This is a genomic window from Rhodanobacter sp. C03 (genome assembly GCF_002001175.1).
Taxonomy (GTDB): Bacteria; Pseudomonadota; Gammaproteobacteria; order Xanthomonadales; family Rhodanobacteraceae; genus Rhodanobacter.
On sequence record NZ_MUNT01000001.1, the window covers coordinates 1,193,191 to 1,207,237 of the forward strand.

Annotated in this window: 11 protein-coding genes; 5 read left to right on the forward strand and 6 right to left on the reverse strand. The window is 64.1% G+C overall.

The genetic code is table 11. From position 1 onward, the window contains the following. Nucleotides 1–29 precede the first annotated feature (29 nt). Nucleotides 30–1,109 carry an Obg family GTPase CgtA gene (gene cgtA / locus B0E48_RS05100; RefSeq protein ID WP_077516484.1) on the forward strand — a complete coding sequence of 360 codons (1,080 nt, stop codon included), beginning with the start codon at nt 30–32 and terminating at the stop codon, nt 1,107–1,109. Nucleotides 1,110–1,151: 42 nt separating this feature from the next. Here the strand turns inward: cgtA and B0E48_RS05105 are convergent, their stop codons facing one another. The 3 genes from B0E48_RS05105 to B0E48_RS05115 all read right to left on the reverse strand — a co-directional run bounded on the left by B0E48_RS05105 (nt 1,152) and on the right by B0E48_RS05115 (nt 4,679). Then, nucleotides 1,152–2,759 carry a carboxyl transferase domain-containing protein gene (locus B0E48_RS05105; protein WP_077516486.1) on the reverse strand — a complete coding sequence of 536 codons (1,608 nt, stop codon included), beginning with the start codon at nt 2,757–2,759 and terminating at the stop codon, nt 1,152–1,154. Nucleotides 2,760–2,929: 170 nt separating this feature from the next. After that, the gene (locus B0E48_RS05110) at nt 2,930–3,334 is read right to left on the reverse strand and encodes a hypothetical protein (protein WP_077516488.1); all 405 of its coding nucleotides are present in this window, start codon (nt 3,332–3,334) and stop codon (nt 2,930–2,932) included. 160 nt (nt 3,335–3,494) lie between these two features. Next, nucleotides 3,495–4,679, reverse strand: coding sequence for an acetyl-CoA C-acyltransferase (locus B0E48_RS05115; RefSeq protein ID WP_077516490.1), 1,185 nt, complete (start codon nt 4,677–4,679; stop codon nt 3,495–3,497). Nucleotides 4,680–4,902: 223 nt separating this feature from the next. Between B0E48_RS05115 and B0E48_RS05120 the strand changes: the two genes are divergently transcribed. Then, complete coding sequence (locus B0E48_RS05120) at nt 4,903–7,734, forward strand: autotransporter serine protease (RefSeq protein WP_077517000.1); 2,832 nt, start codon at nt 4,903–4,905, stop codon at nt 7,732–7,734. Between the two features lie 58 nt (nt 7,735–7,792). Here the strand turns inward: B0E48_RS05120 and agaR are convergent, their stop codons facing one another. From agaR to B0E48_RS05135, 3 genes are read right to left on the reverse strand one after another with little or no spacing between them, the layout of a single operon-like run. Beyond that, on the reverse strand, nt 7,793–8,590 hold the full coding sequence (gene agaR / locus B0E48_RS05125) for a transcriptional repressor AgaR (RefSeq protein WP_077516492.1): 798 nt from the start codon (nt 8,588–8,590) through the stop codon (nt 7,793–7,795). After that, a complete protein-coding gene (locus tag B0E48_RS05130) occupies nt 8,587–9,828 on the reverse strand; it encodes an amidohydrolase family protein (RefSeq protein ID WP_077516493.1) in 1,242 nt (413 codons plus the stop codon). The genes agaR and B0E48_RS05130 overlap by 4 nt, the downstream gene beginning before the upstream one ends. Nucleotides 9,829–9,849: 21 nt before the next feature. Next, nucleotides 9,850–10,755 (reverse strand): fructose-bisphosphate aldolase, encoded by a 906-nt coding sequence (locus B0E48_RS05135; protein WP_254423846.1) that lies wholly within the window; start codon nt 10,753–10,755, stop codon nt 9,850–9,852. Nucleotides 10,756–10,857: 102 nt separating this feature from the next. Between B0E48_RS05135 and B0E48_RS05140 the strand changes: the two genes are divergently transcribed. The 3 genes from B0E48_RS05140 to B0E48_RS05150 are packed head-to-tail and all read left to right on the forward strand — an operon-like array spanning nt 10,858 to nt 13,897. Then, on the forward strand, nt 10,858–12,051 hold the full coding sequence (locus B0E48_RS05140) for a tagatose-6-phosphate ketose isomerase (protein ID WP_254423847.1): 1,194 nt from the start codon (nt 10,858–10,860) through the stop codon (nt 12,049–12,051). Next, nucleotides 12,048–12,971, forward strand: coding sequence for a carbohydrate kinase family protein (locus B0E48_RS05145; RefSeq protein ID WP_077516496.1), 924 nt, complete (start codon nt 12,048–12,050; stop codon nt 12,969–12,971). The genes B0E48_RS05140 and B0E48_RS05145 overlap by 4 nt, the downstream gene beginning before the upstream one ends. Next, entirely contained in the window at nt 12,968–13,897 is a 930-nt protein-coding gene (locus B0E48_RS05150) for a 1-phosphofructokinase family hexose kinase (RefSeq protein ID WP_077516498.1), read from the forward strand. Before B0E48_RS05145 ends, B0E48_RS05150 begins: the two co-directional genes overlap by 4 nt. Nucleotides 13,898–14,047 lie beyond the last annotated feature (150 nt).

The following is a 14,047-nucleotide window of genomic DNA, read 5'->3' on the forward strand; positions in this document are numbered from 1 at the left end:
TGATCTATGAAGAGTGCGGGACCCCAACCATGAAATTCGTCGACGAAGCCAATATCAAGATCCAGGCTGGCGATGGCGGCAATGGCTGCATCAGCTTCCGCCGCGAGAAGTTCATCCCGTTCGGTGGCCCCGACGGCGGTGATGGCGGCTTTGGCGGCTCGGTCTGGCTGGTGGCCGACGAAGGCCTCAATACCCTGGTCGATTTCCGCCATCAGCGCAGCTTCAAGGCGCAGCGCGGACAGAACGGCATGGGCAGCCAGATGTACGGCAAGGGTGGCGAAGACACGGTCGTTCGGGTGCCGGTCGGCACCATGGTCACCAACGTCGATACCGACGAGGTGATCGGCGATCTCACCGGCAACGGCCAGCGCATGCTGGTCGCGCAGGGCGGCAAGGGCGGCCTGGGCAACATCCACTTCAAGACGTCGGTGAACCGTGCGCCGCGCAAGGCCACGCCGGGTACGCCGGGCGAAGCGCGCGAACTGAAGCTGGAGCTGCGCCTGCTCGCCGATGTGGGACTGCTCGGCTTTCCGAATGCCGGCAAATCCACCTTCATCCGGGCGGTTTCCGCGGCGACGCCGCGGGTGGCGGATTATCCGTTCACCACGCTGGTTCCGAATCTGGGCGTGGTCAGCCTGGGTACTGATTCGAGTTTCGTGATCGCCGACATTCCCGGCCTGATCGAGGGTGCTTCGGACGGCGCCGGACTGGGCATCCAGTTCCTGCGCCATGTGGCCCGTACCAGTCTGCTGTTGCACTTGGTCGACATCGCGCCGATCGACGGTACCGATGTGGCCGGGCAGGTGCGTGCGATAGAACGGGAGCTGGAAAAATTCAATCCGGAACTGCTCGAACGCCCGCGCTGGCTGGTGCTGAACAAGGCCGACATGCTGGCCGAGGATGAGCGCGAGGCGGTCGCGGAAAAGATCATCGCCGAATTGAACTGGACCCAGCCGTGGTTCCTGGTTTCGGCTATCGCCCGCGAAAACACCATGGCCGTCTGTCAGCAGGTGCAGCGCTTCTTCGAGTCGCAGCGCGAGGAAAGCGTGGAGCGTGTCGACATGCTGCCGAACGACGTGCGGCTGCGCGGTGAAGTGCCGCAAGACTGAAGCGGCAAGTGTCGGCAGACTTGGCCGACACTTGCCATCTGGCTACATGCGGAAAACGCCGTAGCGCTGCGGCTCGATCGGTGCATTGAGTGACGCGGAGATCGCCAGACCAAGTACGCGACGGGTGTCGACCGGGTCGATGATGCCGTCATCCCACAGCCGTGCGCTGGCGTAATAAGGATGACCCTGGCGTTCGTACTGGTCGCGGATCGGTGCCTTGAAGGCCTCTTCCTCTTCGGCACTCCACGTCTTGCCGGCAGCTTCGATGCCGTCACGCTTCACCGTGGCCAGCACACTTGCGGCCTGCTCGCCGCCCATCACGCTGATACGTGCGTTCGGCCACATCCACAGGAAGCGGGCGCCATAGGCGCGGCCGCACATCGCGTAATTGCCGGCGCCGAAACTGCCGCCGATCACCACGGTGAATTTCGGCACGTGCGAACAGGCCACCGCGGTGACCATCTTGGCGCCATCTTTCGCGATGCCGGCCTGCTCGTATTTCTTGCCGACCATGAAGCCGGTGATGTTCTGCAGGAACACCAGCGGCACATTGCGCTGGTTGCACAGCTCGATGAAGTGCGCGCCCTTGAGCGCGCTTTCGGCGAACAGGATGCCATTGTTGGCGATGATGCCCACCGGGTAGCCATGGATATGCGCGAAGCCGGTGACCAGAGTCTTGCCGTAGCGCGCCTTGAATTCGTGGAACTCGGAACCGTCGACGATGCGCGCGATGACCTCGCGGATATCGAACGGGCGACGGGTGTCCTGCGGGATCACCCCATACAGTTCTTCGGCCGGATACTTCGGTTCGACCGGTGCACGCAACGCCAGCGGCATGTCCTTCTTGCGGTTGAGACTGGCGACGATGTCGCGCGCAATGCTGAGTGCATGCGCATCGTTCTCGGCATAGTGATCGGCCACGCCGGAGATGGACGTATGCACGTCCGCGCCACCCAGCGTCTCCGCATCCACCACCTCGCCGGTAGCTGCCTTCACCAGCGGTGGACCGCCGAGAAAGATCGTGCCCTGTTCACGCACGATGATCGTCTCGTCGCTCATCGCCGGCACATAGGCGCCGCCAGCGGTGCATGAGCCCATCACCACCGCGATCTGCGGAATATTGAGCGATGACATGCGTGCCTGGTTGTAGAAAATCCGGCCGAAGTGCTCCTTGTCCGGAAACACCTCGTCCTGCAGCGGCAGGAACGCGCCACCGGAATCGACCAGGTAGACGCAGGGCAGGCGGTTCTCCAGCGCCACTTCCTGCGCACGCAGGTGCTTCTTCACGGTGATCGGGAAATAGGTGCCACCCTTGACTGTGGCATCGTTGGCTACGACGACGACTTCGATCCCGTTGACCCTGCCGATGCCGGTGATGATGCCGGCGGCGGGCGCCGCATCGTCATACATGCCGTGGGCGGCCAGCGGCGACAGTTCCAGGAACGGTGAACCGGGATCGAGCAGGGCGCGGATGCGCTCGCGCGGCAGCAATTTGCCGCGGGCTGTGTGCTTGTCACGTGCCTTGGGGCCGCCACCTTCGGCGCTGCGGATCAGCTCGCGATGCAGGTCGTCCACCACATTGCGTAACTGCGCGCTGCTGGCCTGGAACTCGGGCGAACGGGAATCGATCTGCGAGGCGAGAATACTCATAGGTGCGGGCTCATAGCTGCATGCTCATGGTTCGTGGCGATCAGCGTGGTCAAGCGCCAGATGATAGCCGTCGCTGCCATGTATCTGAACCGGCGCCGGTTGTCTTGCAGTCGGGCGAAAAAAAACCGGCCGCACAAGGCGGCCGGTTTTTCGGTTGCTGATGAAGGGGATTAATGACCCGCCATCGCGTCCTTGGCCTTGGCCGCAGCATCCTTGGCGGCGCTGGCGGCATCCTTGGCAGCGTCAGCAGACTTGCTGGCAGCGTCGGCAGCGTTGGTGGCGGCGCTCTTCATCGAGCTCATGGCACTGGCCGGAGCAGCAGCGGTCGAAGCCGGAGCAGCAGCGGTCGAGGCCGGGGCGGCAGCGGTGGAAGCCGGAGCAGCAGCGGTGGAAGCCGGAGCAGCGGCCGGAGCAGCAGCGGTCGCAGATGCAGCAGCCTGCTGTGCCGTATCAGCAGCCTGCTGAGCGGTGTCAGCCGACTTCTGGGCGTCCTGCGCGGAATCCTGCGCGCCGTTGCTGCAAGCCGCCAGCAACGCGACGAGCGCGGAGGCGAGAAGGGTACGCGTAAACTTCATGGTGGATCTCCTATGCCGTGGAATGCCATTTGGCCGTGTATTAATAACGCTTTCGCGGAAATTGCGCCACATTTTTTATAATCGTGCTTCAGGGCGCATTAAACGCCGATTTAACCGGGCGTCATGTGCGGGGTAACGAAATGGGTATGGCGACCTGATTTCAGTCGATACATTCCACCGCAATCGCCGTGGCCTCGCCACCGCCGATGCACAGGCTGGCAACGCCGCGCTTGAGACCACGCGTCTTCAAGGCATTAAGCAGGGTCACCACAAGGCGGGCGCCGCTGGCGCCGATAGGGTGACCCAGCGCGCAGGCACCGCCGTTGACGTTGAGCCTGTCGTGCGCAATGCCGAGTTCCTTCATCGGCGTCATCGCGACCACCGCGAACGCCTCGTTGACCTCGAACAGGTCGACATCGGCCACCTTCCAGCCGGCCTTGTCCAGCACCTTCTGGATCGCGCCGACCGGCGCGGTGGTGAACCACTCGGGCTCCTGCGCATGCGTGGCATGCGCGACGATGCGCGCCAGCGGTTTCAGACCGCGCTTGTTCGCGTCATCGGCCGACAGCAGCACCAGCGCAGCGGCACCGTCGGAGATGCTCGATGAGCTGGCCGCCGTAATAGTGCCGTTCTCCTTGCGGAAAGCGGCCTTCAGGGTCGGGATCTTGGCGATGTCGGAGCGACCCGGCTGCTCGTCGGTATCGACCAGCACATCACCCTTGCGACCGCTCACGGTGACCGCAGCGATTTCACCGGCGAACGCGCCGTTCTGCTGTGCGGCCTGCGCACGCTTGACCGACTCGATGGCGAACGCGTCCTGGTCCTCGCGGGTGAAATGGTATTTGTCGGCGCACAGTTCGCCGAACACGCCCATCGACTTGCCGTCGTACGGATTGGTCAAACCATCCCATGCCATGTGGTCAATCAGCTGGCCGTCGCCATAACGGATGCCGGTACGTGCATTGACCATGTGCGGCGCGTTGGTCATCGACTCCATGCCGCCGGCTACCACGACGGTCGCCGAGCCAGCCTTGATCAGATCGTGCCCCAACATGATCGCCTTCATGCCCGATCCGCATACCTTGTTGATCGTGGTGCAGCCGACACTGGCCGGCAGGTCGGCGCCCAGGGTCGCCTGGCGCGCCGGCGCCTGGCCCAGGTTGGCCGGCAGCACGCAGCCCATGATTACCTCGCTGACATCGGCCGGCGCGACTCCGGACTGCTCTAGCGCAGCACGGATCGCGGTGGCACCCAGCTTCGTGGTGGGGACACCGGTGAACTGGCCAAGGAAGGAGCCGATGGCCGTGCGCTTGGCTCCGGCGATGACGACACTGAGATCCGACATGGGTAACTCCACTTGAAGACAGAAGGCGCGAACGCCTGACAGATAACCCCGCGATTATCGCAGCCTGTCGCAAAATACGGCAAACCGTGCCGGCTCGGCGTCGGATACGTGTCGCGGGATATTTCATTGAATTTTCGTTGTGTCAAGATGCGCACTGGGAGGCATCGCGACGTGTCCGGCACGCACGTGGTGCAGGGCTTGGACAGCATCGCGGGGGCGCATGATGAAAACGCTTGGTTCGGGGTTGCGGCATCGTGAAATGACACTGCTGGTAGCCATGGCGCTGAGCCTGAGCGCTTGTGGAGGAGGTGGTGGCAGCAACGTCAAGCCACCGCCGGTGACCCCGGCGGGTCCGCCTGCACCGCCACCCCCGTCGACCGCGCTGCCACCGCCACCACTCGACGCCCAGCTCTCGCTCACCAATACCTATGCGGCGCACATGCAGGGTTATACCGGTACGGGCGTGACTATCGGCATCGTCGACAGCGGCATCATGCGCAGCAATCCGACGGTGTCAGGACGGGTGTTGCAGGAACTGATCTACGTCGATCCCTCGACCAACAATACCTCGATCGATGACGTGGTTGGCCACGGCACCTGGGTGGCAGGGATCGCCGCTGGCACGCCGTTCGCCCAGTTCCCCGGTGGCATCGCGCCCGGCGCCAGCCTGGTGTCGGCGCGCATCATCAACGACACCGAGCCGACGGATGACGGCTCGGGCCAGGGCAATCCGGTCACCGCCGCCGATGCCGCATTCTTCGCGCAGACCCTCAATCCGGCCCTGATCAGTGCCGGCGTGCAGGTGATGAACAACTCCTGGGGCGGCATTTACTGGGATACCACCAACGCATCGATCAACCAGGCGTTTGGCGCTGCCTATGATCCGTTCGTGCTGCAGCATGGCGGCCTGGTCGTGTTCGCCGCCGGCAACGACTCTGCGGCCAATCCCAGCGATATCGCGGCATTGCCCAGCTTTGCGCCGGAGCTGGAAAAGGGCTGGTTGGTCGCGGTTGCGGTCAACAGCAACAACCCGACCCAGCTTGAAAGCTATTCCGACAAGTGCGGCATCGCGATGAACTACTGCCTGGCTGCGCCAGGCGATGTAATCGTATTGGACAAAGGCACCACGGCCAGCACCACCAGTCCGAGCTATTACATCGTGGAAGGCACATCGTTTGCCGCACCACAGATATCGGGCGCGGCGGCGCTGGTATGGCAGGCCTATCCGTATTTCACCAATGACCTGGTGCGGCAGACCCTGCTGGGTACCGCCGATCCGCTCGGCGGCTCGCAGCCGAATCCAACCTTCGGTTACGGCGAGCTGGATGTCGGCAAGGCGGTCAACGGACCCATGCAATTCAACTGGGGCGACGTCACAGTCAGTTTCAGCGGCAGTTCGAGCTGGAACAATCCGATCTCCGGTGCCGGCGGCCTGATCAAACAGGGTACTGGCACGCTCAACCTGACCCAGCCGTCGAGTTATACGGGCATGACCCAGGTGCAGGGCGGCACATTGACCGCGAATTCGCTGGCCTCCAGTGTAAGCATCAGTGCCGGCGCCACGGTAAGCGGCACCCAGACCATCGGCGGCAGCGTGACCAATGCCGGGGTGCTCGGTGTCAGCAACAGCAATGTCACAGTAGGCGGCAATTACACGCAACAGGGCGCCGGCCGACTGGCGGTGTCGCTGGGTTCGGCACTGAATGTCACCGGCAGCGCCAGCCTGAGCGGCGGTGATCTGTTCGTGACCGGCACGAACTCGGGCTACGTGGTCAATTCGCATACGACAGTACTCAGCGCCACCGGTGGCCTGAGTGGCACGTTCAGCGCCTTGAACACGGCCTCCAATGTGATGCTCACGGCAGCGCTTGGCTATGACGCCAACAACGCATGGCTCAACGTGCAGCAGGTGCAGGTCACCGCAGTCCAGGGGCTGGCGTATACCGCCGCTTCGTTTGGTGCCGCACAGCGCGTGCAGAACGCGTTCGGGCAGATTGACACCCAGCTCGCAACGACTGTGCCATCGGGCACAACCAGTCCGGTCAGTGCAGGTTTCATCCAGGCCGCCGCCAGCCTCCAGCAATCGACCAGCGTCGCCGCCGTGCAGAGTTCGCTGGAAAGCCTGTCCGGCCAGCTGCATGCAGCCAGCGCCGCGATGACATTCGAGGCGATCGACGCCGGCACGCGTGCGTTGTCCGATCGCTTCGACCACCTGCTCGATACGCCACTGGCGGGCGGTTGGACGCAGAGCATCGGCTATCACGGCGACATGTCGCGCAGCGGCTATAGCGATGTCGGCTACGACCTCAGCGGTGTGATGGTCGGTGCGGATCAGCGTATCGGCAGCGATGGCTTTGCCGGTTATGCGCTGAGCCAGAGCCAGGGTCTGGGCCAGCTCAGCGAAAGCGCGGACCATGGCTACAGCCATGCACTGGAAGGCATGCTGTATGGCGGCGTGATCCGCGGCTCGTGGTACACGATGGGTCGCTTCGGGTTCGGCGATTACCGCGAGGACATGAATCGTCAGCTGCAGCTGGGCGGCGCATCCGCCGGTGTCGGCAGCGACAGCAACGGCACTTACGGCGTGGCCTATGGTGAAAGCGGCTATCGGCTGGCACTCGGTCGCACCCAGGTCACGCCCTACGTGAATCTGCAGTACGCACAGATCCAGCGCGACGGCTTCGACGAACTGGGTGCCGACGGCTTCGGCCTGAAGTCGAGTGCGCAGACCGTATCGCGCTGGCAGGCCGGCGTGGGCCTGCGTGCCTCGCGGGACTGGACACTGGCCGGTGGTGGCACTCTCAGCCTGCAGACGCGGGCGTTGTGGCAGCAATCGTTCGGCCTGCGTGGGGACGTGTTCGACGCCAGCTTCAGCGGGGTCAACCAGTACGCGCCGCTCGGCGGCATCGGCCTGTCGCGCTATGGCGGTGTGGTCGGTACCTCGCTGGGCTGGGGCATCACGCCGCGCGCCAATCTGCAGCTTGGCTACGATCAGTACTTCGGCCAGAGCCAGCAGGCGAAGATGGCGACGCTGAATTTCAGCTGGGCGTTCTGAATGCGGGTGCGTTTGGCGACGTCGTGTGCTTCGGCGGCGACGTCGCCCGCCAGCTGAGTCAGACCAGCACGACCTGCACGCCGGCAGCCCGCAGGGTTTCGACCGTTTCGGCGGGGGCGCTGGTGTCGCTGATCACCATGTGCAGGTTCTGCACCGGGGTGATCACCGACAGGCTGCGCTGTCCCAGCTTGCTGGCATCGAGCACGGCAATGGTCTGGCGCGAGACGCGGATCATCAGCGCATTCAGCGCCGCCTCGAGCGGGTCCGGCGTAGTCACGCCGACTTCGGGATCGAGTCCGTCGACGCCGAGGAACAGCCGGTCGGCGGAAAGTTTCGCCAGTGCCTGCTCGGCATCCGGGCCGACCAGTGAGTACGAGGTTTGCCGCAGCATGCCGCCCAGCATCATCACGCGAATCTGCGGCAGCCCGGACAATTCCATCGCGATGTTCAGCGCGTTGGTGATCACGGTCAGCGATTCGAATTTCATCTGGCGAATCTGCCGGGCGATCTCCACCGTGGTCGAACCGGAGTCGAGGATGATCGTTTCGCCATCCTGGATCATCTTCGCCGCGGCCTGACCGATGCGCAGTTTCTGCGCATGCCAGCGGGTTTCCTTGATATTGAGTGGCGTGTCGTTCGTTGTCGGTGCCACCGGCAAGGCACCGCCGTGCGAGCGGGCGATCGCCGAACTGCGTGCGAGCGCTTCCAGATCGCCGCGGATCGTCACCGTGGAGGTGTTGAAGCGTGTCGCCAGTTCTTCCACCGTGGCGCGGCCCTGTTGTTCCACCAGTTCGACGATCAGGCGGCGGCGTTCTTCAACCAGCAGGCGGCGGGAGGCGATCGGGGTTTCACTCATGGGTCGATATGCAGAAGTCGGGCGGCGTTGTCATGGTATATCTTGCGGAGAATCGTGTCCGACAAACCGAGTCCGTAGATCGACCAGCGCCCCTGTGGCGGCGTCGGCGCCGGCGCGTAATCGAAGTACTCGTCCTCGGTTTCCAGAAAGCGGTAGTAGATCTCGTACAGCTCGTCGCCGAACAGTTGCTGCGGCACGTCGTCACCGTACGGCGAGGGCACCGCGTCGGTGCCGAACAGGATGCGATCCTGGTACCGGTCGAAGAAGCGCTGTGCGATGCGCGGTTGGCGGCCGAGTTCGCCGACGCGTGCGCTGATGTCGATCACGGTGTTCGGGTAGCGATCCAGACACGCAGCAACCGCAGCTAGGTTCTCGGCGTTGTTGCCCACGTGCAGCAGCGCGAAAGTGGTCTTCGGGTGGCGCGCGATCATGCGGTCGCGTGCGGCGAGCAGCTCCGCGTTGCTCGGGAACTCCGGGCCGTAGAACGACCAGTCCGGATGGTTGGCCAGTTCCTCGTAGCGCTCGTTGGTCGGGTCGGTGGGCAGGAAGAATGCCTCTGGATCGGAAACGTGCAGGAACACCGGCATGTCGTGCGCGGCGCAGGCTTCCCACATCGGATCGAAGCGGCGGTCATCCACCGCCACCAAGGGGCCTTCGTCGATCCGCTCGCGCAGATACAGGCCCAGCGTCTTCAGCAGTTTCAGGCCACGTGCGCCGACACGTTTGGCATGAGCGATTGCGTCACCCTGCAACTGCGCGTAGTTCGGCTCGGGGAAGTGTTCGTACGATGGCTCGGTGAGCGTGAGGAAACGCCCGGGTGCGGCCTGGTCGAAGCTGCGGATGCTCTTTTCCAACCCGGCACCCACACCACCGGTGAGGTTCACCAGGGTGCGGACGCCCTTGCGATCCATGACCGGCAGCAGATCCTCGGGCTGGGCGAACAGGGTGACTTCTTCGCCTACTGAGATGCCGTTGCGGACACTGCTCGACCAAGTCAGGTGCGCGTGCACGTCGATCACCGGGAAACGCGGGCGCTCGATGTGCGTCTTCGGCACCTGCAGCATGCTGCGCGGGCAGAAGTCCTTCAGTCGTAGCCCGCTCTTGCCGGCGTCCGGCTGGGTCTGCAACGGATTCTTGCTGCTTTCGACCTTGACCGTGCCGGCGCCGGTGGGCGGTGCACAGCACAGGCAGCCGGCCTGCATCAGCTGCTGCGGTGACCTGGAAGAGCTGTGACTCATCGAACGACCTGCCTCACCTGCTCAGCGCGGATATTTCGCCATGATGTCATGTACCTGTCGCGTCAGCGCCACTGCCTGCTCGAACGGACGCAGCCACATGTTGCGACCGAACATCACGCCGTTGGCGCCGGACTGCATGTAGAACTCGACCTTGCGCAGTACCGCCGCGTCATCGTCGTTCTTCTCGCCGCCGGAGAACAGCACCATCGTGCGGCCGGCCGAACGCACCACGCGTGCGCAGCGCGCGCCGGCGTCTTCCTGCAGCTTGTCGTAGGGCGCCGGCACATTCGCCAGGCTGTCATTCGGTTCGTGCAGCTTGACGATGTCGGCACCCATCTCCAGCGCGACGCGGGCAGCGTAATCCTGCGCGTACAAGGTATTCGTGCCGCCCTTGGCGTTGACGGCGCTGCCTCGGGGATACGCCCACATGACCAGCGGCATGCCGAAGCGCTCGCAATCCTGGCGCACCTTCTCGAACTGGCGAATCTCGTCGTGCTGGCGCGGCGAACCCACGTACATGGTGTAGCCAACCGCGTCGGCACCGAGGCGCACGGCATCCTCGACCGAAGCGAACAGCGGCGAGGTGGCCTCGGCGTCGCTGGCGATATTGGTCTTGCCGTTGAGCTTGAGGATCAGCGGCACCCGGCCGCAGTACTCGGTCATGTACTTTTCGGCCAGGCCAATGCCCAGCGCGATGGCAGAAAAGCCCCCGGCCGCGGCGAGCTCAAACTGGTAGCTCGGATCGACGGCCGGTGGGTGGGGAAAGAAATCGGTGGGACCATGCTCCAGTCCCTGATCAAGCGGCAGCACCAGCAAGCTGCCATTGCGCGGGCCGTGGCCATACAGCAGCCGCCACAGGCGAGTGCGCTTGCCATGGGACAGGGCGAGCCGGGAAAGTTGGCTGCCAGTGTTCGAAACCTCTTGCAAGCTTTGTTTCATTTCGAATACTCTCGGTTCGGAAGCTACATACTTTCATATTCAATCGAATTTGGCAAAATGTCAAAATTAGGCAAGCAAACGAAATTTTCGATGTCGCTGGATGCGCTGCTTGCGGCGCCGTTGGCGGAGCAGCAGGCGCGTGGCTATGCCGATACCATTCGCGAGATTCTGCAGCAGCCGACGACCTGGCTGGGCACGGCCGACCTGCTGTGCCAGCCGCAGTTGCGCGAGCAACTGCAGGCAGCGCTGGTGCCGCGCCCGAGCCATATCGTGCTGACCGGTTCGGGCAGCTCGATGTATATCGGCGAATGCCTGGCGCCCCACCTGCAGCTCGGCCTGGGCATCTCGACACAGGCGATCGCCGCGGGCAGCTTGCTCACGCATTGGCGCAGTGTGCTACCACCCGGAGCCGGTTTGCTGATTTCGCTGGCGCGTTCAGGCGATAGCCCGGAAAGCAGCGGCGTAGTAGACCGCCTGTTGGCGGATGCCCCCGACTACCGCCATCTGGTCATCACCTGCAACGCCGATGGCAAACTGGCCACCCGTTATCGCAACGATCCGCGCGTCACCGTCCTGGTGCTCGACGAACGCACCAATGACCGCAGCCTGGTCATGACCAGCAGCTTCACCAACCTGTTGCTGGCCGGCTTCGGTCTGGTTCAGCGCGAAGGCAACGACACCAGCGCCGCGGTGAACCGGCTGGCGCGCAGCGTCCAGCACATCTTCGACGAGCAGACCGATGCGCTCGCGGCGGTTGCCCGCGGTGAATTCAGTAACGTCGTCTATCTCGGCAGCGGCGGTGCGCTCGGCGCGGCCCACGAGTCCGCGCTGAAGATGCTGGAAATGAGCGGCGGCGCCGTGGTCACCATGGCGGAGACTTATCTCGGCCTGCGCCACGGACCGATGTCCAGTCTGGATGAGCGGAGTCTGGTGGTCGGTTTCCTGTCGCCCGATCCGGCGGTGCGTGCATACGAACTCGACCTGCTGCGCGAATTGTCGCGCAAGCAACTCGGCATGACCCGGGTGCTGGTGGGCGAAGGCATTCCGACCGATGTGCTGGGTCCGCACGATGTGGCGGTGGAGCTGGCGGGTCTGGATGCGGCGGACGATGCACTGCCGCTGTTGGCGGATGTGGTCGTCGGACAACTGCTCGCGTTCTTCCGTTGCCTGGAGCTCGGTGGCAAGCCGGATACGCCGTCGCAGGGCGTGCTGACGCGTGTGGTCGAGCACTTTCCGATGCACAGCGAGCGCAGCTCAAAAAACGGGCATGGGGAGGAAGCATGAAGCGCATCCTGGTCGTCGGCGAAATCAACGTCGATCTGGTCTTCAAGCATTGCCATGCGTTGCCCGCGCCGGGCCGCGAGGTGCTGGCCGACGACTTCTGCATGACGCCTGGCAGTTCCTCGATGATCTGTGCGATGGGGCTGGCCCGGCTGGGCAATCCCGTGGCGTTCCACGGCAAGCTCGGTGACGACAGCTGGGGCGCCTATTGTCTCGATGCGCTGCGTACCGCCGGCATCGACATTGCCGCCGTGCAGCCGGACGCGACCTTGCGCACCGGTGTTACCGTCTCACTGTCGACGCCGCAGGATCGCGCGCTGGTGACGTTCCCCGGCGCGATTGCCGCGCTGCGTGCGGACGAAGTGGACGACGCGTTGCTGGCCGGCGCCGATCACCTGCATGTTTCCTCGTACTACCTGCAGCTTGCGCTGCGGCCGGATTGCCGCGCGCTGTTCGCGCGTGCGCATGCGGCCGGTCTGAGTACCTCGCTCGATCCCGGCTTCGATCCAGAGCAGACGTGGGCGTCCGACCTGCTCGACACGCTGGCGGAAGTCGACCTGTTCCTGCCCAACGAGATGGAGCTGGCGGCCATCACGGGCCGCGAGCAGGTGCTCAATGGCCTGCGTGCGTTGCACAACGGACGCACGCAAACCGTGGTGAAGCGCGGCCAGCTCGGCTGCGCCAGCCTGGATCAGGGACAACTGCTCGAAGTGCCGGCGTTTGCCGTCGAGCCGGTCGACAGTACCGGTGCCGGCGATTCGTTCGACGCCGGTTTTCTGCATGCGTGGCTGCGCGGCCAGACGCTGCGTGACTGCATGCGCTGGGGGAGTGCCTGCGGCAGTCTCTCCACGCGACGTACCGGCGGTACGGTCGGCCAGGCCAGCGTGTCGGAAGTGGATACCCTGCTGGCGAACGTACCGTGATCACCGTCATCGGCTTCAACACGGCGATCGACCGGCTCATCCGGTTGGACATGCTGCGTCCCGGCGAAGTCAGTCGTGCCCTCGATGAACAGGTGTATCCCGGCGGCAAGGGCTTGCACGTGGCGCAGACGATTGCCGCGTTGGGCGAGCGCGTGCAACTGGTCGGCCTGGTCGACCCGGCGCACCGCAACATGATCGGTCGGCAGCTGTGCGAACGCGGCGTGTTGTTCCACGGCATCGAGGTCGCCGACAACCTGCGCACCTGCATCGCGTTGCAGGATGCGAGCGGCCAGATCACCGAAATCCTCGGTCAGGGTCCGTTGCTGGACAGTGCACAGCAGGAGGCGTTGCTGCGGGCGTTCCGACGTGGCGTCGATGACAGTGATCTGGTCGTGCTGTCCGGCAGCCTGCCGCGTGGCTTTGCACCAGCCACCTATGCCGAACTGGCCGCGCATGTGCGCGATGCCGGCAAGCGTTGTCTGGTCGACGCCGGCGGCGAGCTGCTGCAGCACGCCATGCAGGCGCAACCTTTTCTGGTCAAACCCAATCGCGACGAGATCACCGAATTGCTTGGACGTCCGATTGGCGATCTCGCGACGGCGGTGGATGCGGTTCGCGAACTGCATGCGCGCGGCATCGCGATGCCGGTAGTGACGATGGGCGCGCTGGGCGCGGTGGCTGCCGATGCGAGTGGCGTCTGGCATGCCGCGATCGAGCTGGCGCAGGTGTGCAACACGGTGGGCTCGGGCGACTGCCTGCTGGCCGGCGTCACGGTAGGCATGGCGCGGAGCATGAATTTGGAAGAAACCTTGCGCTTGGGCGTCGCTTGCGGCGCCGCCAATGCGCAAGGTGAGGAAACCGGTTTCGTCGAACGGCGGGCGGTAGAGGCGTTGCTCTCTCAGGTTCGAGTGCACCGCCTGGCTTGACTGAAAAGCAGGGAGTCAAAACGGACCATCAACCGGTCCGGTGGAGACACTTGCGCTCGAAATTTGGTGAAGGTGCAAACAAGTCGTGGGAATGGGAATTTTCCACAGGTATCCAAGACCGGTCTGCGACAGAGGGGAGATGTCATTTCT